This window comes from Streptomyces sp. P5F9, from assembly GCF_057961495.1.
Genome location: NZ_JBXVPZ010000084.1, coordinates 1 through 20,786, shown reverse-complemented (window position 1 = coordinate 20,786; position 20,786 = coordinate 1). Strand labels below are relative to the sequence as shown.

General features: G+C 67.4%; 20 protein-coding genes. 6 read left to right on the top strand and 14 right to left on the bottom strand.

Annotated elements, in window-relative coordinates; all coding sequences use genetic code 11:
- Positions 1 to 167: 167 nt before the first annotated feature.
- The 7 genes from AC31A1_RS16495 to pgsA all read right to left on the bottom strand — a co-directional run bounded on the left by AC31A1_RS16495 (position 168) and on the right by pgsA (position 6,189).
- Positions 168 to 920: a YebC/PmpR family DNA-binding transcriptional regulator gene (locus AC31A1_RS16495; RefSeq protein WP_352180401.1), complete on the bottom strand. Its 753-nt coding sequence runs from the start codon at positions 918 to 920 to the stop codon at positions 168 to 170.
- Between the two features lie 51 nt (positions 921 to 971).
- On the bottom strand, positions 972 to 1,577 hold the full coding sequence (pdxT, locus tag AC31A1_RS16490) for a pyridoxal 5'-phosphate synthase glutaminase subunit PdxT (RefSeq protein WP_393043163.1): 606 nt from the start codon (positions 1,575 to 1,577) through the stop codon (positions 972 to 974).
- Between the two features lie 15 nt (positions 1,578 to 1,592).
- Positions 1,593 to 2,504 (bottom strand): pyridoxal 5'-phosphate synthase lyase subunit PdxS, encoded by a 912-nt coding sequence (gene pdxS, locus AC31A1_RS16485; RefSeq protein ID WP_200686525.1) that lies wholly within the window; start codon positions 2,502 to 2,504, stop codon positions 1,593 to 1,595.
- Between the two features lie 166 nt (positions 2,505 to 2,670).
- Entirely contained in the window at positions 2,671 to 3,213 is a 543-nt protein-coding gene (locus AC31A1_RS16480) for a hypothetical protein (RefSeq protein ID WP_489654035.1), read from the bottom strand.
- Positions 3,214 to 3,386: 173 nt separating this feature from the next.
- On the bottom strand, positions 3,387 to 4,547 hold the full coding sequence (locus AC31A1_RS16475; protein ID WP_489654034.1) for a glycosyltransferase family 4 protein: 1,161 nt from the start codon (positions 4,545 to 4,547) through the stop codon (positions 3,387 to 3,389).
- Positions 4,544 to 5,455, bottom strand: coding sequence for a phosphatidylinositol mannoside acyltransferase (locus AC31A1_RS16470; protein WP_489654033.1), 912 nt, complete (start codon positions 5,453 to 5,455; stop codon positions 4,544 to 4,546). The genes AC31A1_RS16475 and AC31A1_RS16470 overlap by 4 nt, the downstream gene beginning before the upstream one ends.
- Positions 5,452 to 6,189: a phosphatidylinositol phosphate synthase gene (pgsA, locus tag AC31A1_RS16465; RefSeq protein WP_393763824.1), complete on the bottom strand. Its 738-nt coding sequence runs from the start codon at positions 6,187 to 6,189 to the stop codon at positions 5,452 to 5,454. Before pgsA ends, AC31A1_RS16470 begins: the two co-directional genes overlap by 4 nt.
- A 233-nt stretch (positions 6,190 to 6,422) precedes the next feature.
- Between pgsA and AC31A1_RS16460 the strand changes: the two genes are divergently transcribed.
- Positions 6,423 to 8,618, top strand: coding sequence for an elongation factor G-like protein EF-G2 (locus AC31A1_RS16460; protein WP_489654032.1), 2,196 nt, complete (start codon positions 6,423 to 6,425; stop codon positions 8,616 to 8,618).
- Positions 8,619 to 8,826: 208 nt separating this feature from the next.
- Complete coding sequence (locus AC31A1_RS16455; protein ID WP_489654031.1) at positions 8,827 to 10,494, top strand: hypothetical protein; 1,668 nt, start codon at positions 8,827 to 8,829, stop codon at positions 10,492 to 10,494.
- A gap of 136 nt (positions 10,495 to 10,630) precedes the next feature.
- Here the strand turns inward: AC31A1_RS16455 and AC31A1_RS16450 are convergent, their stop codons facing one another.
- Complete coding sequence (locus AC31A1_RS16450) at positions 10,631 to 11,191, bottom strand: HIT family protein (RefSeq protein WP_489654030.1); 561 nt, start codon at positions 11,189 to 11,191, stop codon at positions 10,631 to 10,633.
- A gap of 67 nt (positions 11,192 to 11,258) precedes the next feature.
- Here AC31A1_RS16450 and AC31A1_RS16445 point away from each other — a divergent pair, with 67 nt between their 5' ends.
- Positions 11,259 to 11,915 carry a potassium channel family protein gene (locus tag AC31A1_RS16445; RefSeq protein ID WP_489654029.1) on the top strand — a complete coding sequence of 219 codons (657 nt, stop codon included), beginning with the start codon at positions 11,259 to 11,261 and terminating at the stop codon, positions 11,913 to 11,915.
- A gap of 33 nt (positions 11,916 to 11,948) precedes the next feature.
- Here AC31A1_RS16445 and thrS read toward each other — a convergent pair whose 3' ends face one another.
- From thrS to AC31A1_RS16430, 3 genes are all read right to left on the bottom strand, one after another.
- A complete protein-coding gene (gene thrS, locus AC31A1_RS16440; RefSeq protein WP_489654028.1) occupies positions 11,949 to 13,925 on the bottom strand; it encodes a threonine--tRNA ligase in 1,977 nt (658 codons plus the stop codon).
- Between the two features lie 113 nt (positions 13,926 to 14,038).
- Positions 14,039 to 15,271 (bottom strand): hypothetical protein, encoded by a 1,233-nt coding sequence (locus tag AC31A1_RS16435; protein ID WP_489654027.1) that lies wholly within the window; start codon positions 15,269 to 15,271, stop codon positions 14,039 to 14,041.
- A complete protein-coding gene (locus AC31A1_RS16430; RefSeq protein ID WP_200689140.1) occupies positions 15,268 to 15,834 on the bottom strand; it encodes a DUF4365 domain-containing protein in 567 nt (188 codons plus the stop codon). Before AC31A1_RS16430 ends, AC31A1_RS16435 begins: the two co-directional genes overlap by 4 nt.
- Positions 15,835 to 16,015: 181 nt before the next feature.
- Here AC31A1_RS16430 and AC31A1_RS16425 point away from each other — a divergent pair, with 181 nt between their 5' ends.
- From AC31A1_RS16425 to AC31A1_RS16415, 3 genes are all read left to right on the top strand, one after another.
- Positions 16,016 to 16,744: a 3'-5' exonuclease gene (locus AC31A1_RS16425; RefSeq protein WP_489654026.1), complete on the top strand. Its 729-nt coding sequence runs from the start codon at positions 16,016 to 16,018 to the stop codon at positions 16,742 to 16,744.
- 205 nt (positions 16,745 to 16,949) lie between these two features.
- Positions 16,950 to 17,231, top strand: coding sequence for a hypothetical protein (locus tag AC31A1_RS16420; protein WP_489654025.1), 282 nt, complete (start codon positions 16,950 to 16,952; stop codon positions 17,229 to 17,231).
- Positions 17,232 to 17,361: 130 nt separating this feature from the next.
- Positions 17,362 to 17,727, top strand: coding sequence for a hypothetical protein (locus AC31A1_RS16415; RefSeq protein WP_489654024.1), 366 nt, complete (start codon positions 17,362 to 17,364; stop codon positions 17,725 to 17,727).
- A gap of 101 nt (positions 17,728 to 17,828) precedes the next feature.
- On the opposite strand, the gene AC31A1_RS16410 is transcribed toward AC31A1_RS16415, so the two are convergent.
- The 3 genes from AC31A1_RS16410 to AC31A1_RS16400 all read right to left on the bottom strand — a co-directional run bounded on the left by AC31A1_RS16410 (position 17,829) and on the right by AC31A1_RS16400 (position 20,574).
- Positions 17,829 to 18,929, bottom strand: coding sequence for a hypothetical protein (locus AC31A1_RS16410; RefSeq protein ID WP_489654023.1), 1,101 nt, complete (start codon positions 18,927 to 18,929; stop codon positions 17,829 to 17,831).
- A gap of 95 nt (positions 18,930 to 19,024) precedes the next feature.
- Positions 19,025 to 19,669, bottom strand: a complete 645-nt coding sequence (locus AC31A1_RS16405; RefSeq protein ID WP_489654022.1) for a Cap15 family cyclic dinucleotide receptor domain-containing protein — start codon at positions 19,667 to 19,669, stop codon at positions 19,025 to 19,027.
- The gene (locus AC31A1_RS16400) at positions 19,669 to 20,574 is read right to left on the bottom strand and encodes a nucleotidyltransferase-like protein (protein ID WP_489654021.1); all 906 of its coding nucleotides are present in this window, start codon (positions 20,572 to 20,574) and stop codon (positions 19,669 to 19,671) included. Before AC31A1_RS16400 ends, AC31A1_RS16405 begins: the two co-directional genes overlap by 1 nt.
- Positions 20,575 to 20,786: the final 212 nt, after the last annotated feature.

Here is a 20,786-nt window from a genome sequence, read left to right as displayed (position 1 = left end):
TCTCGCGGACCTGGCTGAGCACCGTCGGGGTTCCTCAATTGATGATTGCGGTCCGCGGTCGGTGATCTTTGACTTCCGCCAGGCTATCCGCTGCCACCGACAACGGCGGCGGGCCGACGGGACGTGTCCCGTCGGCCCGCCGAAATCCCGCTCAGCTCGCGGCAGCGCTACGCGTCGACCTTCTCCATGACCTCGTCGCTGACGTCGAAGTTGGCGAAGACGTTCTGCACGTCGTCGCTGTCCTCCAGGGCGTCGATCAGCTTGAAGATCTTGCGGGCGCCGTCCTCGTCGAGCTCGACCTGCATGGTCGGGACGAAGTTGGCGTCGGCGGAGTCGTAGTCGATGCCGGCGTCCTGGAGTGCGGTGCGGACCGCGACCAGGTCGGTGGCCTCGGAGATCACCTCGAAGGACTCGCCGAGGTCGTTGACCTCCTCGGCGCCCGCGTCGAGCACGGCACCCAGGACGTCGTCCTCGGACAGCTCGCCCTTGGGGACGACGACGACACCCTTGCGGTTGAAGAGGTACGAGACGGAGCCGGGGTCGGCCATGTTCCCGCCGTTGCGGGTCATGGCGACACGCACGTCCGAGGCGGCGCGGTTGCGGTTGTCGGTGAGGCACTCGATGAGCACCGCGACACCGTTCGGGCCGTAACCCTCGTACATGATCGTCTCGTAGTCGGCGCCACCGGCTTCGAGACCGGCACCGCGCTTGACCGCGGAGTCGATGTTCTTGTTCGGGACCGAGCTCTTCTTGGCCTTCTGGATGGCGTCGAACAGCGTCGGGTTGCCGGACACATCGGCACCACCGGTACGGGCCGCGACCTCGATGTTCTTGATCATCTTCGCGAAGAGCTTGCCGCGCTTGGCATCGATCACGGCCTTCTTGTGCTTCGTCGTAGCCCATTTAGAGTGGCCGGACATCTGCCTGTCTCCTTCGCGTAACCCAACTCTTTACGAACCCCAGAGATCCTACTAGGACCCCGGAGCCAGGTTCGCGCGCACCATGTCGACGAACAGGGAGTGCACGCGGTGGTCGCCGGTCAGTTCCGGGTGGAACGACGTGGCGAGCGCGTTGCCCTGGCGAACCGCGACGATGTGGCCCTCGTGTTCGGCGAGGACCTCGGTCTCGGCACCGACGGACTCGACCCAGGGGGCGCGGATGAAGACGCCCTCCACAGGATCGCCCTCAATGCCCCGGACGTCGACAGCTGCTTCGAAGGACTCGTTCTGACGTCCGAAGGCGTTGCGGCGCACGATCATGTCGATGCCGCCGATCGTCTCCTGGCCCGAGCGCGGGTCGAGGATCTTGTCGGCGAGCATGATCAGGCCGGCGCAGGTGCCGTAGACAGGCATTCCGGCACGCACGCGTGCACGCAACGGATCCATCACCCCGAAGAGGACGGCCAGCTTGGAGATGGTGGTCGACTCACCCCCGGGGATGACGAGACCGTCCACCTCGGCGAGTTCCTCGGGGCGCCTGACCTGCCTGGCCACGGCGTCGGCCGCGGCCAGGGCTATCAGGTGCTCCCGGACGTCGCCCTGGAGGGCCAGGACGCCGATGACAGGGGCTGAAGACACATCCGCCATGGGTGGTTACCAGCCGCGGTTGGCGTAGCGCTCGGTCTCGGGGAGGGTGTCGCAGTTGATGCCGACCATGGCCTCGCCGAGGTTGCGGGACGCGTCCGCGATGATCTTCGGGTCGTCGTAGAAGGTGGTCGCCTTCACGATGGCGGCGGCGCGCTTGGCCGGGTCGCCGGACTTGAAGATGCCCGAGCCGACGAAGACGCCCTCGGCGCCGAGCTGGCGCATCAGCGCGGCGTCGGCGGGGGTGGCGACGCCACCGGCGGAGAACAGCACGACCGGGAGCTTGCCGAGCTCGGCGACCTCGCGGACGATCTCGTACGGGGCGCGCAGCTCCTTGGCGGCGGCGTACAGCTCGTTGTTGTCGAAGCCGCGCAGCTTGGCGATCTCGTTCTTGATCTGGCGCAGGTGGCGGACCGCCTCGACGACGTTGCCGGTGCCGGCCTCGCCCTTGGAGCGGATCATCGCGGCGCCCTCGGCGATGCGGCGCAGGGCCTCGCCCAGGTTCGTGGCACCGCAGACGAAGGGGGTCGTGAAGGCCCACTTGTCGGAGTGGTTGACCTCGTCGGCCGGGGTGAGGACCTCGGACTCGTCGATGTAGTCGACGCCGAGGGACTGCAGGACCTGGGCCTCGACGAAGTGGCCGATGCGGGACTTGGCCATGACCGGGATGGAGACCGCCTCGATGATCTCCTCGATCATCGTCGGGTCGGACATCCGGGCCACGCCGCCGTCCTTGCGGATGTCGGCGGGGACCCGCTCCAGTGCCATGACGGCCACGGCACCGGCGTCCTCGGCGATCTTCGCCTGCTCGGCGTTGACCACGTCCATGATCACACCGCCCTTGAGCTGCTCGGCCATGCCGCGCTTCACGCGCGCGGTGCCGGTCTCGGGAGTCTGGGCGGAGCTGGGGGTGCTGGACACGGGGTGACCTCACTCGGTGAAAGAGGGTTGCTGCGCTACCGAGGAAACGCCAGAGATGCAGGCCACAGCAAGGGCCAATGAACAGCCGGTGGATCGTTTTCGAACCGCTGTGCCCTACGGCGGTCTTCTACGGCTGTGTTCTACGGCCGTGCTGTACCGCTTTCCTCTACGCGGCCCGGTCCACCAGCGCAGCCGGTGGCTCGTCGTCCATCTCGAAGGCCATCGGGAAGGGCGCGTGTCCGGCCAGCCGGAACCAGCGGACCTTGCGGTGCCGGCGCAGGGCGCGGGCCGCGCGTACGGAGTCGTTGTGGAAGCGCCGGGCCATGGGCACCCGCCGTACCGCCTCGGTGAGTTCGTGGGCCGCCGCCTCTCCCCCGGGTGCCTCGCGGACGCCCTCGACCTGCGGGGCCTCCGCGAAGACGGCGCGCAGGGCCTGGCTCAACTCGCTCTCGGCGACCTCCCGTTGCTCCTCCTCGGCCTGCCGGGCGGCGTGCGCGGCTTCGTAGAGGACGATCGAGGCGGCCGGGTCGAGGACGCCGGAGGTGGCCAGTTCCTGGGTCACCGAGGCGCGGCGCAGCAGTTGGGCGTCGAGTGCCGCGCGGGCCGCGTCGATCCGGACGTGCAGCCGGTCGAGCCGTCCCGCGGTCCAGCTCAGGTACAGGCCGATCGCCACGACGGCGACGAGGATCCAGATCAGGGTTGCGGTCACGGGCGGCAAGGTTACCGGGCCGTTCCACTGGGGTTGGCCGGGCATCGTGCGGAGTCTTGGTGTGGGCGTTGCGGGGACTGCCGCCCCCACGCCCCCGCTTCGGCCTGGACGGCCTCGTCCTCAAACGCCGGACGGGCTGGATATACCGGCCCGCATCGAGAAGTTGCCGGTCCTCAGTCCCGCGCCAGCCCGAACCTCGCCCGCAATCCCGTCCGTTCGTCCGTCGCCACCGCTGCCGCGCCCGCCGTCACCGTCTCGTACACCGACAGGATGTCCGCCCCGACCGTCGACCAGTCGAACCGCCGTACATGGGAGCTCCCGCTCCGCCGCAGCTCCGCCAGTCGGGCGGGGTCGCCCAGGAGCCGTACGGCCGCCTCGGCGAGTGCGTCGGGGTCCTCGTTGGGGAACAGTTCGCCGGCGACGCCCTGGTCGAGGACCTGGGCGAAGGCGGGGAGGTCGGAGGCGAGGACCGGGGCGCCTGCCGACATGGCCTCTACAAGGATGATGCCGAAGCTCTCGCCGCCGGTGTTGGGGGCGACGTAGAGGTCGATGCTGCGCAGGAAGCGGGCTTTGTCGTCGTCGCTGATCATGCCGAGGAACTCGACGCGTGAGCGCAGTTCCTCGGGGAGCGATTCGACGGCCTCCTCCTCGTCACCGCGGCCGGCGACCAGGAGTCGGGCGTCCGGGCGTCCGGCGAGGATCTTCGGGAGGGCGTTCATCAGCACCGGGAGGCCCTTGCGGGGCTCGTCGATGCGCCCTATGAAGCCGATCGTCTCGCCTTGCCACTCGGGTTTGGGTTCGGCTCGGGCGAAGAAGTCGACGTCGACGCCGTTCGGGATGACGACCGCGTCCCCGCCCAGGTGCTCGACGAGCGTGCGGCGGGCGTACTCGCTCACGGCGATCCGCGCGCTGATCTTCTCCAGCGCGGCCTGGAGGATCGCGTACGCGGCGATCATCGCCCGGGAGCGCGGGTTGGAGGTGTGGAAGGTGGCGACGATCGGGCCCGAGGCCGCCCAGCAGGCCAGGAGGCCCAGCGACGGCGAGGTCGGCTCGTGGATGTGGATGACGTCGAACTCGCCGTCGTGCAGCCAGCGTCGGACCCGGGCGGCGGACAGGAAGCCGAAGTTCAGCCGGGCCACCGAGCCGTTGTACGGCACCGGGACCGCGCGGCCGGCCGAGACGACGTACGGCGGCAGCGGGGTGTCGTCATCGGCCGGGGCCAGGACCGACACCTCGTGGCCGAGCCGGATGAAGTACTCGGCGAGGTCCCTGATGTGGAACTGGACGCCGCCCGGCACGTCCCAGGAGTAGGGGCAGACGATGCCGATCTTCACGAGGGCCCCTTGCTGGGGTCGAGATCCGCGAGCCACAAGCGCTGGAGCATGTGCCAGTCCTCCGGGTGGTCGGCGATGCCGGTGGCGAAAGCGTCTGCCAGCGCCTGTGTGATGACAGACGTCTTCTCGGCCCGGTCACCTGACTCGGGCACCTCGACCGGCGGATGGACCCGGCCCTTCATGACCGGAGAGTCGTCGTACCAGAGCGTCACGGGGAGCAGGAGCGCGCCCGTCTGCTGGGCGAGGAGCGCCGGTCCCGCGGGCATCCTGGTGGTCTCGCCGAAGAACTTGACCTCGACGCCTGAGGCGGACAGGTCGCGTTCGGCGACCAGGCAGACCAGGCCGCCGTCGCGCAGTCGCCGGGCCAGGGTGCCGAAGGCGGTGCCGCCGCTGTGCGGGAGTACCTCCATGCCGAGGCCCTCGCGGTAGGCGACGAAGCGGTCGTAGAGCGTCTCCGGCTTGAGGCGTTCGGCCACCGTGGTGAACGGCGTCTCCAGCTTGGAGGTGACCCAGGCGCCGGCGAGGTCCCAGTTGGCCATGTGGGGCAGCGCGAGGATGACACCGCGGCCGGCGGCGATGCCGTCGGTCAGGTGGTGGACGTCCTTGGGCTCGAAGCCGGCCTTCACGCGCTCGGCGCTCCAGGCGGGGAGCCGGAAGGACTCCATCCAGTAGCGCAGGTACGACCGCATGCCCGCGCGCGAGAGCTCGGCGAGCCGCTCGGGGCTCGCGTCGGGCACCACGCGCGCGTAGTTGCTCTCCAGCCGCTGCACGCCCTTGCCACGTCGCTTCCAGGCGACGTCGGCGACGGTGCGGCCGAGCCGGACGGCGACCGGCTCGGGGAGCTTCTTGACCGCGCTCCAGCCGACGCCGTACAGCGCGTCCGTCAGCCGGTCCTGGGCGCTGGTCACGGAGTCGCCCCGCTGCTGTGCTGTTCCGTCGCCTCCTGGGCCGCCGTGGCGTCTGCCTCGGCGGCTTCCCGGCGGACCGTGACGACGCGCTGGATCAGCGTGACCAGGCTGCCGACGGCGACGATCCACAGCGCGATGGGCAGCAGCCACTGGATGCCCGGGACGCCGAACTTGTGCAGTCCGGCGAGGCCGCACGCCACGAGTGAGATCACCAGTCGCTCGGCCCGCTCGACCAGACCGTTGACGGCGACCGGCAGGCCGATCGACTCGCCGCGCGCCTTGGTGTACGACACCACCTGGCCGCTGGCCAGGCAGAAGATCGAGACGGCGCACAGGGCGATGTTGTCGCCGCCGCCCGCGTACCAGAGGGCCAGGCCGCCGAAGACCGCGCTGTCGGCGACCCGGTCGAGCGTGGAGTCCAGGAAGGCGCCCCAGCGGCTGGAGCGGCCCAGCTGGCGGGCCATGTTGCCGTCGACGAGGTCGGAGAACACGAACAGCGTGATCACGACCGTGCCCCAGAAGAACTCGCCCATGGGGTAGAAGACCAGCGCGCCCGCGACCACTCCGGCGGTGCCGAGGAGGGTGACCGTGTCGGGGCTGACGCCCCGGCGGATCAGAAACGCGGCGAACGGCGTGAGGACACGCGTGAAGAATGCACGCGCGTACTTGTTCAGCATGGCCTTCCCGAGGGTCGGTTTCGCCGCGCGGCCCCTGCTGGCCACCGGCTGGCCCATCGTAGCCACGCGCGCGCGTGGGTGACGGCCGGGCACCCGCGTGCCCATGTTTTTGAATGGCTGCGGCACGAGGCGATGCCATCGGTGTCACGACCGGATCGCGTCCGGTGTATGGACGCACCGTGACGGGAGTGGAAAGCTCGAAGGACCGCGGGCGTCATCGGAGCCGCCACCGCACGCGGCTGCGTGTGTCCGCGCCCAGAGTGACCTCACCGTGTACGGGAGGCAAGGCCATGGGCGACAAGGCGAACGCACACCCCGGAGCCGCCGGCAGGGCTACAGCGGCCGACCACCCCGCGTCCGTACGGAATGTGGTGCTGGTCGGCCACACCGGATCGGGCAAGACGACTCTGGTGGAGGCCCTCGCGCTGACCGCGGGGGCGGTGAACAGGGCGGGCCGCGTGGAGGACGGCGGCACCGTCTCCGACTACGACGAGATCGAGCACCGGCAGCAGCGCTCGGTACAGCTCTCCCTGGTGCCCGTCGACTGGGACGGGTTCAAGGTCAATCTTCTCGACACCCCCGGGTACGCCGATTTCGTCGGCGAGTTGAGGGCCGGTCTGCGCGCGGCGGACGCGGCCCTCTTCGTCGTCTCGGCCTCCGACGGCGTGGACGGCTCGACCCGCATGGTGTGGGAGGAGTGCGCGGCGGTCGGCATGCCGCGCGCCATCGTCATCACGCATCTGGAGTCCGCGCGCGCGGACTTCGAGTCGATGACCCGGAACTGCGCGGAGGCCTTCGGCGCGGACGACCCGGACGCCGTACTCCCCCTGTATCTGCCGCTGCGTGGCGCGCCGGGGTCGGACGGGCACGCGCCCGTGACCGGTCTGGTCGGGCTGCTGTCGCAGAAGGTGTTCGACTACGCGTCCGGGGAGCGCAAGGAGTCCGAGCCCGGGCCGGACCAGCTGCCGCGGATCGAGGAGGCCCGCAACCGGCTCATCGAGGGGATCATCGCGGAGAGCGAGGACGAGACCCTCATGGACCGCTATCTCGGCGGCGAGGAGATCGACGTCAAGACGCTGATCGGCGACCTGGAGCGGGCCGTCGCGCGCGGGGTCTTCTTCCCGGTTCTGGCGGCCGCTCCGGCCGCCGAGGGAGCCCGGCAGGGTCTCGGCACCGTCGAGCTCCTGGAGCTGATCACAGGCGGCTTCCCGACCCCGCTGGAGCGCGCGGCACCCGGGGTCACCACGGTCGACGGCAGGGCGCGGGAGCTCACGCCGTGCGACCCGGACGGGCCGTTGGTCGCCGAGGTCGTGAAGACCGCCTCCGACCCGTACGTCGGCCGGGTCTCCCTGGTGCGCGTCTTCTCCGGGACACTGCGGCCCGACGCGACCGTCCATGTCTCCGGGCACGGGCTCGCCGACCGCGGGCACGAGGACCACGACGTCGACGAACGCGTCGGCGCCCTCTCCGCCCCCTTCGGCAAACAGCAGCGGGCGCTCACGCACTGCATCGCGGGCGACCTCGCGTGCGTGGCGAAGCTGGGCCGCGCGGAGACCGGGGACACCCTTTCGGCCAAGGACGACCCGCTGCTCATGGAGCCGTGGGAGATGCCCGACCCGCTGCTGCCGCTCGCCATCCAGGCGCACAGCAAGGCCGACGAGGACAAGCTCTCGCAGGGCCTGAGCAGGCTCGTCGCCGAGGACCCCACCATGCGTCTGGAACAGAACCAGGACACCCACCAGGTCGTCCTGTGGTGCCTCGGCGAGGCCCACGCGGACGTCGCCCTGGAACGGCTGCGCAGCCGCTACGGCGTCCAGGTCGACCTCGTGCCGCACAAGGTCTCCCTACGGGAGACGTTCGCCGCCAAGGCGCAGGGGCGCGGCCGGCACGTCAAACAGTCCGGCGGGCACGGGCAGTTCGCGATCTGCGAGATCGAGGTCGAACCGCTGCCGGGCGGCACGGGCATCGAGTTCGTGGACAAGGTCATCGGCGGCGCGGTGCCGCGGCAGTTCATCCCGTCGGTGGAGAAGGGCGTAAGGGCCCAGGCAGCGAGGGGAGTTGCGGCCGGGCATCCGCTTCTCGACGTACGGATCACGCTCCTGGACGGCAAGGCGCACTCGGTGGACTCCTCGGACGCAGCGTTTCAGACAGCCGGGGCGCTCGCCCTGCGGGAGGCCGCGGTCGACGCGAAGATCCATCTCCTGGAACCGGTGGCCGAGGTGACCGTGCTGGTCGGCGACGACTACGTGGGCGCGGTGATGAGCGACCTCTCCGGGCGGCGGGGCCGGGTCCTGGGCACCGAGCAGACGACAGGCGGACGCACACTGATCCGCGCCGAGGTTCCGGAGATAGAGATCGGCCGCTACGCCGTCGACCTCCGCTCCCTCTCGCACGGCACCGCGCGCTTCAACCGCGCCTACGCCCGCCACGAACCGATGCCTCCGCAGATCGCCGAACGGATCCGCGAAGAGGCGGGCGACGCCTAGGAGTTGATGCGGAGGGTCTCACTTGTGGCGTGCGGCGACCCGCAAGTGACCTAAAAGGAACGATCACTTCCGGTTTGGCGGGCGGCTTCGGCTGTCCGCCGACGGATGTCAGTGATGGCCGATACGCTGATGACCTGATCAACAGGTGTGCGGAGCACGGAAGTCGGGAAAGCCGCAGAAGCGGGAACAGCGGCGATCGGGGGCGGGAATGACCGTTGACAGCGGTTACGCGGACATCTTCGGACCACAGGTGCCGCGTACCGGCGACGAGGGGCAGACGGCGACCTTCGCGCTGGCCTCGGCGGCCTACCGGGACAACCCGGTGGCCGACATCAAGAAGGCCGACAACGAATGGCACCAGACGGCCGTCAACGAGGGCCGCAAGTGGGCGACGATCTTCCGCCCCAACCTCGGTGAGGCGTTCTCCGGCGCCCTGGTGGCCCGCATGCTCGGCCCCGGACGCAAGCCGCTCATCCAGTCGTTCGGCACGGAACCGCAGTCCGTCGTCGAGCACGCCCTCGCGGCCAACAACATCCGCCGCGCGCGGGACAACAGGCTGTCCATGATCATGGTGCTGTGCGGCCTGCTCTTCCTGCCCGGGCTCGTCGTCTGGCTGCTGGTCTTCCAGCTGCGCAGCCTGGTCGACAAGCGCACCCAGGCGAACAAGAGGGCCGGCGCGATCGCCACGACCCTGCTCGTCGCGGTGGGCGCCGTCGCCGTGATCTTCCTGATCAAGATGCCGTTCCACGGCTTCTGGTCCTGGTACGCACGCGCGTGCGTCATCCTGCCCGTGGTCGGCTGGCTGTGGGCCAAGCAGGTCTGCGAGAACACCGCGAAGGATCTGCGCGGGCGCTGGGACAGTCTGCTGTCCGGCAGCAGCGTCGGCGCCAAGGTCCCCGAGGCGGTGCCCACCAGCCCCGGCGAGACGCAGGCCGAGCAGCTCCGCCAGTCCCTGGCCAAGCTCAGCGCCGAGCAGCAGTCCAACTCCATCTTCTACGCGGGGCCCAAGGGCATCCTCGGCATGGGCACCCGCTGGGGCAGCTGGCAGCTCGCCGAGGACCTGATCGCGCGGGACGCCGACCGGGAGATCCACCCCTTCCGCAGCTGGGACGTCATCCGCAACATCCACGACGACCTGCGCATGCTGGAGCGGAACACGATCAACACCGGCGGCTTCCCGAAGGCGTCCATACGCCACTGGGTCGTCACGCCGATCGGCGAGGGCGCCAAGGCCGTGTCCCGGCCCGAGGGCACGGACGTCGACGCGTACCAGGTCAAGACGCACGCGATACAGGACATCTGCAACAAGCAGCAGTTCGGCGCCGGCGACCGCCACTATCTGGGCGTCCAATGGACGCTCTGGGAAGGGCAGTTGGTCATCACCATGATGATCACGGTCACCGTGCTGCACAAGACGCTGCGCATCGAGATCACCGGGCATGCCCTGGGACCCGTGAACTCACTGTTCACCGGCAAGCCCGAGGCCCCCACGAAGGACGTCCAGAAGACCCTCAAGCCGTGGGAGACCCGCAAGGTCAAGCTCCCGCTCGTCCCCGCCGACGAGGTCGTACGCCTCGCCGTCCGCGCCCCGATCACCTGGTACCCGCCGCTGCTGAACTGGCTCGGCGGTTCCATATCCCTGCCCGAGCCGTTCGGCCTGCGGCACGCCTGGGCCGACCAGCCCTGGCGGCACCGCTTCATGGCGGACGACGCGCTGCGCGCCGCGACACCGGTCCTGCGCGTGGTCCACGCCGCGGCGATCCGCGTCCTGGACGAGAACGGCGTGGACACGGAGAAGTTCGGCAACCGCTCGTCGTTCCTCAGCACGAACGTGCAGGACGCGTCGCCGAGGAAAGCGGACCTGTACGACGCGTAGGCCTCCGGCGGTTGAGCGGGTCACGTGCGGGTCCGTCGGGGCCGGCCTCTGGGGGCTGCGCCCCCAGACCCCCGCTGTCGGCCTGAACGGCCTCGTCCTCAAACGCCGGACGGGCTGGTTGATGACGGCCCGAGATTCAAGCCGTGGGCCACGCCTCCGCCAGCATCTTCCGTGTGTCCGCGAGGAGTTGAGGCAGCACCTTCGTATGGCCGACCACCGGCATGAAGTTCGTGTCGCCGCCCCAGCGCGGGACGATGTGCTGGTGCAGGTGGGCGGCGATACCCGCGCCCGCCACGCTCCCCTGGTTCATGCCGATGTTGAAGCCGTGCGCGCCTGACGCGGTTCGCAGGGCCGTCATCGCCTGCTTGGTGAGCGCGGCCAGCTCCACGGTCTCCGCGTCCGTCAGGTCGGTGTAGTCCGCGACGTGGCGGTAGGGCACGACCATCAGATGGCCGCCGTTGTACGGGTACAGATTGAGCACCCCGTACATCAGCTCACCGCGCCTGACGATCAGCCCGTCCTCGTCCGATTTGGCCGGAATCGAGCAGAAGGGGCAACCGTCGTCGGCACCGGGGCCGGTCGGCTTGTTCTCGCCCTGGATGTAGGCCATCCGGTGGGGCGTCCAGAGGCGCTGGAACGCGTCCGGCGTGCCCACTCCGATCTGCTGCTCCGGCTCACTCGTCATGCAGGGAAGCATATGGCTTCGCCCGTTCGCGGCGTGTCGCCGGGGTTGCGCGAAACCCCTCCCGCGCCAAGCTGGGCCGATGGACGACGACAGCCGCAAGGCCCGCTGGGAGCAGCGCACGGAGATCCCCCTCGCGGTGGCGTCCCTGGTCTTCCTCGCCACGTACGCGGTGCGCATCCTGGCCCACGGCCTGCCGGACATCTGGCAGGACCTCTGCCTCGCCGTGCTGTTCGCAGCCTGGGCGCTCTTCGCCGTCGACTACGCGGTCCGCTGGCGACTGAGCGGCCAGCGGCTGCGCTTCGTCCGCACGCACTGGCTGGACACCCTGGTCCTGCTCCTGCCCCTGCTGCGACCGCTGCGCGTCGTCAGGGTCTACGAGGCCGTCCAGCGACGGCACGGGCAGCCCCGACTCGCCCTGCACGCGCGCGTGATCGTCTACGCCGGCCTGTCCACCGTCCTGCTGGGCTTCGCCGGCGCCCTCTCCGTCTACCACGAGGAACACGCGGCCCCGGGCGCGACGATAAGGACCTTCGGCGACGCCGTGTGGTGGACCTGCGCGACCTTCGCGACCGTCGGCTACGGCGACGTGGCCCCCGTCACCGCGCTCGGCCGCCTGATCGCCGTAGGCATGATGGCCATCGGCCTGGCCCTGCTCGGCGCAGTCACCGGAACCTTCGCCTCCTGGCTGCTCCAGGTCTTCACACGGGAGGACGACGAGAGGCCCCCGGGGATCTGAACTTCCCGAGGGCCTCCCGAACTACAAGCAGACTCAGACCTGCGCCCGGTCCGCCACGACCTGCTCGATCTTCGCGATGGCGTCGTCGAACGCGATGCCGTTCTCCTGCGAGCCGTCGCGGTAACGGAAGGACACCGTGCCGGCGTTCATGTCCTCGTCGCCGACGATGACCATGAACGGGACCTTCTGCTTCTGCGCGTTGCGGATCTTCTTCTGCATCCGGTCCGAGGACGAGTCGACCTCGACGCGCAGCCCCTTCTTCTTCGCCGCCACGGCGAACTTCTCCAGGTACTCGACGTGCCCGTCCCCGATCGGGATACCGACCGCCTGCACCGGCGCCAGCCACGCCGGGAACGCCCCCGCGTAGTGCTCAAGCAGCACCGCGAAGAACCGCTCGATGGACCCGAACAGCGCCCGGTGGATCATGACCGGCCGCTGCTTGGAACCGTCAGGACCCGTGTACTCCAGGTCGAACCGCTCCGGCAGGTTGAAGTCCAGCTGGACGGTGGACATCTGCCAGGTCCGGCCGATCGCGTCCTTCGTCTGGACGGAGATCTTCGGCCCGTAGAAGGCGGCACCGCCCGGGTCGGGCACCAGCGGCAGCCCCTGCTTCTCGGCGACCTGGCGCAGCGTCTCGGTGGCCTCTTCCCAGACCTCGTCCGAGCCGACGAACTTCTCCGGGTCCTTGGTGGAGAGCTCCAGGTAGAAGTCCGTCAGGCCGTAGTCCCGCAGCAGGTTGAGGACGAAGGTGAGCGTCTTGTCGAGCTCGTCGGCCATCTGCTCGCGCGTGCAGTAGATGTGCGCGTCGTCCTGCGTGAAGCCGCGCGCGCGGGTCAGACCGTGCACGACGCCGGACTTCTCGTACCGGTACACGGTCCCGAACTCGAAGAGGCGCAGCGGCAGTTCACGGTACGAGCGGCCGCGCGCGTCGAAGATCAGGTTGTGCATCGGGCAGTTCATGGGCTTGAGGTAGTAGTCCACGCCCTCGTCGAGCTGCATGGGCGGGTACATGCCGTCGGCGTACCAGTCCAGGTGCCCGGACGTCTCGAAGAGCTTCCCCTTCGTCGCGTGCGGGGTGTAGACGAACTCGTAGCCCTCCTCCTCATGACGGCGCCGCGAGTAGTCCTCCATGACCCGGCGGACGACACCGCCCTTGGGGTGGAAGACGGCCAGGCCCGAGCCGATCTGCTCCGGGATGGAGAACAGGTCCAGCTCGCTGCCCAGCTTGCGGTGGTCGCGCTTCTCGGCCTCGACCAGGAAGTCGAGGTGCGCCTTCAGCTCCTCCTTGGAGGGCCAGGCGGTGCCGTAGATGCGCTGGAGCATGGGGTTCTTCTCGCTGCCGCGCCAGTAGGCGGCCGCGTTGCGCATCAGCTTGAACGCCGGGATGTTGCGCGTGGTGGGCAGGTGCGGACCGCGGCAGAGGTCCTTCCAGCACAGGTCGCCGGTCTTGGCGTCGAGGTTGTCGTAGATCGTCAGCTCGCCGCCGCCGACCTCGACGTCCGCGCCGTCGTCCGTGGACGCGGAGCCCTTGATGCCGATGAGTTCGAGCTTGTACGGCTCGTTCGCCAGCTCCGCGCGGGCGTCCTCGTCGGTCACCACGCGCCGCGAGAAACGCTGGCCGCGCTTCTGGATCTCCTGCATCTTCTTCTCGATGGCCTTGAGATCCTCGGGCGTGAACGGCCGCTCGACGTCGAAGTCGTAGTAGAAGCCGTCCTTGACCGGCGGGCCGATGCCCAGCTTGGCCTCGGGGAAGAGCTCCTGCACGGCCTGCGCCATGACGTGTGCGGTGGAGTGGCGCAGGATGTTGAGGCCGTCGGTGGAGGAGATCTCGACGGGCTCGACCTCCTCGCCGTCCTTCACCTCGTACGCGAGGTCCTTGAGCTCTCCGGCCACGCGCGCGGCGATGATCGAGCGCTCGCCGGCGAAGAGCTCCGCGGCCGTGGTGCCCGTCGTCACCGTGCGCTCTTCCCGCTCGGAATCGCGTTGGATGATCACACGGACGTCTGACACCGGTCTCTCCTGACTGCAGGGTGGATGCGGCGCCATACCGTGAGCGCGCGCAATAGGGGATCGTACCGACCCTAAGGGGCCCACCGCGAAACGGTCGCCCTCACTCCCCTGGCTCAGTCCTCCCCGCTGCACGCCTCCTCGAAGAAGTCGAGGTTCTCTTGCAGCGACTTCATCAGCCGGTCCCGCTCCGCCTCGTCCACCTGCACGGGTACGACCCCGGAGGCACCGGTCAGCCGACGGAAGCCGCCCCGGCTCTCCAGCCGCCCGTGCACCCGCACCGGCAGCCCGACGAGGTGGGCGTGCCCGGCTATCCGGTACGACTCCTCGTCCAGGGTCATCCGGACGTGCCCGACCTCGGCGCCGGCGATCACCTGCATCCGTACGGTGCCCTCGCCGCGCGGCCCCGACCGGCGCATCCGCACCACCGAGCCGGTGATGCGCACGGGCATGGCCGGTTCCTCGCGCAGATAGCGGGCCCCGGCCGCACGCAGCACGGGCAGGTCGCCGGGCGAGAACTCGACGGCCTCGGCGGGCGCGGCACAGCCCTCGGGGACACCCGCGCCGGGCGCCCACTCGACGGCGATCCGGGCGCCCTCGGTGCCGCGCACGAGCGCGACGACGGCTTCGGTCAACTCCCGGCTGACGCCTGCCTCCACGGCTCCGTCGAAGGCGTCCATGCCGCCGGTGGCCCGCTCGTAGTCGATGGCCTCGCGGGTGGCGTACAGGGCCTGGTGGAGGCGTACGGCGAGGGCGCGGCCGGTGTCGACGGGGACGAACGCGGTGAGCCGGCGGCCGCCGGGTGCGGAGCCGACGAGGACGTGTTCCAGGGATGCCGCGGCGGGGCGGCGGTGGCGGGCGCCGTAGTAACCGGCACGCGCGCGGGTGGCGAGTGCAGCGGCGAGCAGCATCTGGCGGGCGGCGGCGCGGAGTTGCTCCTCGACCGTCCAGGACGCGGCGCCCGCCGGTCCGGTCGGGATGTCGCGCCACCAGCGGATCTCGTCGCTCGGTACGGCGAGGCCGACGAGAACCTCGCGGGCGGAGGGGGTGTTGCTGCGGGCGAGCGCGATGAGAGCCTCGCCGAGGAGGTCGTTGCTGTCGGGGAAGGCCCGGCTCTCGGGGACCAGCAGGCTGGTGCCCGAGCCGCCGGGCCCGGGTGGGGTCCAGCGGCCGTACCGCCCGGCGGCGCCGCCGCGCCGCTGCCAGCCGTGCCGGCGCAGCAGGGCGGCGAGGACGGCGGGGTCGACCTGGTCGGGTTCGGGGGCGCGGTCCCATGCCGCGTCGGCGGCATGGTCGTCGGGATGCGGTCGTACCGCCCGCAGGTGTTCCTCGACCGAGCGGTGCCTCATGGCCTGCCTCCCGTCCCGACCCGCGTCATGATCTCGCACAGCGCCCGGTCGTCGAAGATGCGCGAGGTCGGTATCCGCACGGTGGTCCGGGTCCTGCCGGTGATCGCGTGTCCGGCGAGGTTGACCCAGTAGCAGCAGTGCCGCAGGTCGAGCCGGTCGTGGCTGGCGCGCAGCCAGTCGTCCTGGGAACGCGGGACGAGCATCACGACCAGGATCTTGTGCACCGAGACCGGTGTGCGGGCGAGCTTGCGCAGATGGTCGTTGTCGAGCGTGAAGGAGAAGGAACGTCCCGGCGGATTCGGCGGGATCTGGTAAGTGCACTTGAGCTGCACTTTTATCGTGACCTCGTCGTCCACCGTGTGCCCGGGCGAGCCGTGGCTGACGTGCCAGTCGATGCCGTTGTCCGGAAAGGGTTGCGACAGCGAGCAGCCGGCCGCGGCGGCGACGGCGTGCAGATAGCCCACCTGCAGTGTCTCCATGCAGGCGGTGGTGGCGAGCGATCCGCGATGGGGTGCCGTCCGTTCGGGCAGCAGCCCGCCCCGCTCGGGCTGCGCTATCACCATGGCCAACAGCCTTCCAAGTTCAGGTGAGTTGCTGTGCTGAATGCCTGATCGGGTCGCTGAACTGCAAAGACCCGCACTCCTGTTGTGTCCTTCCGGCGTACGGCGCAAACAGCCCGGGTATCACCAAACAGGCAGAAGACGGTACGTCAGCTGCCGTGGGTGAACGAGGAGTTGTGTACGTATGACGTGCTGGTACGAGGGCCCGTTGGCCGCGTTCGACACGGAGACCACGGGCGTGGATGTGGAGACCGACCGGATCGTGTCGGCCGCCGTCGTCGTCCAGGACGCCCCCGGTACCCGTCCCCGGGCGGTCCGGTGGCTGGTGAACCCGGGGGTGCCGGTGCCCGCCGGGGCGACGGCGATCCATGGACTGACGGATGAGCATCTTCAGCGCACCGGCCGCTGGCCTGCGCCGGTGATGCACGAGATAGCCGGCGAGCTGGCCGAACAGGCCGCGATGGGACGCCCGTTGGTGGTCATGAACGCGCCGTTCGACCTGACCCTGCTGGATCGCGAACTGCGCCGGCATCGCGCGTGCTCGCTGGACCAGTGGTTCGAGTCGACGCCCCTGCGGGTCCTGGACCCCCGGGTCCTCGACAAACACCTGGACCGCTACCGCAAGGGCCGCCGCACCCTCACCGACCTGTGCGCGCACTACGGCGTCGAGTTGGAGGGCGCGCACGACGCGGGCGCGGACGCGCTGGCCTCCCTGGAGGTGGTCCGCGCCCTGGGCCGCCGCTTCGCGACCCGCCTGGAACGCCTGTCCCCCGCCGAGCTGCACACCCTGCAGTCGACATGGCACGCGGCCCAAGCACGCGGCCTCCAGGCGTGGTTCGCGCGCAGCGGCACCCCGGAGTCGGTGGACCAGTCGTGGCCACTGCGCCCGAACCTGACGGCGGAGGCCGCATAACCGCACAGGCACAACAAAAAGCCGGTCCGCTGCTGCGGACCGGCCTTTCCCGGTGGGCGACAAAGGGGCTGACTGGAACACAAAGCCCCGGCTACAGGCACTTCGGGCACTCCTTGGCGCACTACCCGACCTCTCCACTCCTTTGCCGAAGCAAGAGCGACAGCCCAAGCCGGGCAGGGCCAAGCGCCTCAAGGACGACCAGGTCGTGAAGCTGTGCCAGGCGTACGAAGCTGGTACCACCCGGCGACAACTCGCCGACGACTTCGGCATTGCCCCCAAGACAGTGAGTGCCATCCTCAAGCGTCAAGGGGTCAAGTCCCGTTGGCGCAAACTTGCGGAAACCGACGTGGATGAAGCCGAGCGGTTGTACGCACAGGGCATGTCACTCGCCAGGGTCGGTGAACGCTTGGGAGTAACCGACTGCGCCGTGCGCTATCAGCTCAGGAAGCGTGGTATCAGGATGCGCGACTCTCACGGCCGGGACTAACGGCCGCGAATCCCTAGATTGGCCCCACACATTGCTTAATGGGTGGGGCCAATCGCCGTCCATACACCAAGTTTTAAGCTCAGCCGCCTATAACTATCTCCTGCCAACCAGTAACTAGAAGGAGATTTGAATGAGTGAACAAGCACCAAACATGCCAGAGGAGGCACAAGCACCAGAGGGAGAACGTAAACCCGTAGTGTTCGCCGTACGCATTGACCCGGTTCTGCGAGAACAGATCGAGGGACTGCGCGGCATAACTGAGCAGAGCGTCAATGACGTGGGGGTAGAGGCCCTCGAAGGTTGGGTTGCACGGACATTGGAAGACGAGAGTATTCGACAGAAAGCCATGGCCGAGCTTGACGCCGAAGAGCGCAGACTCCAGGAACGACGCAACGCAATCGCAGGCATCCTAGGCCAGACGGCCACGGCAGACGAAGCCCCTCAACAAGCCGACGCCACAACTAGCAGACGCGGAAAGCCCCGATCAAGCCCCTGATCAATGGTTGATAGCAATACTCCCCCAGCTTGGCCAAAGGTCGGCTGGGGTTTTGCACTCATGCAAGAGCCGCCAAGAGAAGCCTCCCCTCAACTTCTCTGCTACACGCCCCCAGCCCACTCATCCAAAGCGCTTGCGGTCTCCTGAATGCATGTGTCGACCACCCCGCTCAGCCCTTCGAAGTCGTACGCAGGAAAGTATTGCGGCACCAGCCCAAAGATCGGCTGCCTCAAGTCCACCCTCGCGGTATTGGCACTGGGCAGCAGGTTGTAGTGCATCAAGGTGTTTCGGAAATGCCGCGCGGAACCATCCGTGACAACGCAGCCGGCGGGCGCGGCCAGGATATTTTCGATCACTGCTGCTGACGCTGAGGACAGGGGATAGCGAGCGTCATCCTTGAGGAGCGCGAGGCTCTGCAACACCGCATACACGGTGATGTATCGGATCTTGAACACCGTGTACTCAAGGTTGAGAACGTCAGCCCCGGCCGTGACCATCTTGTCGATGAAATTCATCATGACCTGGAAGTCAGTTAGTACGCCGTTGATCGCCTCAGTGGCACTGCCGTTGAAGGCACGTGGGTAATAGTCAGACGCCCGCACGTCTGTCCTCTTCACGAGATTCCCTGAAAGGTGACGGACGAACGTGTCGTCACCGGGGGCGTCGATTCGAGCGCCGAGCCCGTAAAAGCACCGACCAACCTGCTCCATGGTGCCGCGTACGTACACACCATCATCGTCACGGAACAGATTTTCAGGCTTAATTCCAAGGTGGAAGGCAGCCGCATGGGAGGTCGTAACAAGTGCGCCTCCGTAGGTGAAGAGTCCTAGGTCATTCTCCCAGCGCCGAGCAAAGGGAAGCCAGGTATTGCCAAGGAAGCGTGCAGAGTGCTTAGCCAAGATGTCGTTCTCGAAGAACTCCAACTGTCCCTCGATGCCGCGCATATTGTCCTCGAAGAGCTTCAGGCTGTGTCTCGCACGCGCGCTTACCTCGGCGGCATCTGCGGAGAATCCGTCGAACGCGGAAGGGGCGATGGCCTGCGGCTTGCCCTTTGCCTCATGGATGATCCATGAGAAATAGGGCGCCATGCACAACGACATAACACTAACTACACTTGGGTCGACATTCTGCGAGTCTCGCAACAAGCGACCAATATAGTTGGCGTCACTTGCTACACCAGCCTTGATGACATCATCGTTCACGGACACAACAACCTCCCCAGGGTTCGGACTGGAATCATCACTCCTTCTGACACCAGGCGCAAACGATTTATGAACCGTACGATTGCAGGTTCCTCTTATTTTTCACCCACGAATGGACTCGCATGGTTGAAGCCTTCAGCAGCGAGCGCAGAATCAGCACTGCCGTAACGGACTGACGACCACTCAGGAAAACGCACCTCGCCATCAGTGCGCCGATCGGTGAAATACGCCCCTTCGAGACCCTCGCCCGGCTGTGAGCCGATGTATACCTCCGCCGCCCCCTTGTGTCGCTCACTCCGGTCACGCACGCCGGGCCGAGGCGTATTGACGTACTGCCAACTCAGCCGCCACCGCCCGTCGGGATCGTGGATGAGCTTGGCGTGCTCAGAAATCGACTTCGACTCGCCGGTGAACAGGGTAACCGTCCATTTAGAGGCTGACTGAGAAACATAGATGGCGGTGGGAATCGGTGGAACACGCTCTCCATTCGGACGCACATAAGAAGAGACCAACTCACCTCGCCATGTTCCGGTGATCAACGGTACGCCAGTGAAATATCGAATTGGCTTCCACTTCCAGATAAAGCGCTCCCACAGAGCGAAGACCAGAGCTGCAACCGTTCCAGCGATCGAATAGATACGCAGCGGTATTTGAGAGAAGCCCTGGCCGGCGAGCAGCGCGAGCGCCAACCATACGAGCGCAGCAATGCCGATCCCAACACGGACTTTGATGCCCTCCATCAGCCTAGCCCCAAGTTATGCCACGCCTTGAGCGTAAGCCTGTTCCCATCATCCATGGACCATTTCTGCCCCGGGCCGAACAGCGGCTTGATGCCATTCGGCTCGTGCCAGTCCTTGGCGGAGCCACCGGCTTTAGTCTGATTCCAGATGTAGCGAATTACCGCCGTGATGTCATCAGTCAACGGCGTCAGACCTGCATGACTAAAGTGTCCGTCAGGCGTGCAGTACACAAGACACTCCATGAAGTAGCTTGGTAGCGCGTCAATTTCCCCGGACGCCACAAGATCGTTTTCAACGCGCTTAAGGATTCGAACCATCTGCTTGTAGCGTTTCCCGGTGCGATCGTTCTTAGCAACACCGTTGGCATACTGCTGCTCGGGGTAATTGATGACCCACTCACCGTTTGTACGCCACGTCTTCGTACCCTCGCGGTAGGTCACCTTGCCTAGAATGTCGTAATGGTAGTAGCGGTAACGGAAGGACGGCACGACATCTGCCTTAACACGCCCATTGTTCTCGGAAATTTCGATAGCTGTAGTGCCAGACGTATCGCAGTCGCTCCCGTACGCATAGCGCATAGCTTTCTCAAGCTCGGACCGGAAACCTGGACCATCAAAATGCTTGATGGCCACCGAGCCATGGATCTTGTCGGCGTCGTACAGGGCGTTATCGTCGTAGTAGTAAAAACCCTCATGGATCACGGCGATATCGACATCACTGTCGGCTCGCACGTTCGTATTATTCTTATAGGACCCCTTAGGCAAGAAGCTGGTGCGGATGCCGTTGAACCCGCTCCATCCGTTGACCACCTTGCGCACCATGCGCTCGGCTCTCTCCTGCTTATCCTGTTCAGTATCGCTGGACGGCGCCTTATACCGCGCCAGCTTTTCTTCCAGTGCCGACATATACCCTCCCTTGCGAATTTGCTCGCATTATGCGCTTGTAGGTCACGCTTTACAAGCATCCAGATGGGTGAGCGATTCCCACCCATAAGATAACCAGATGGACATACTTCACAAAACGTAATGCGCGAGGTATAAATAGAAGCAAGGGATTGGCTACGTGTACTGCCAACACGTAACGTAGGGTCGAGGGCCGGAACAACGCACCAAGGAGT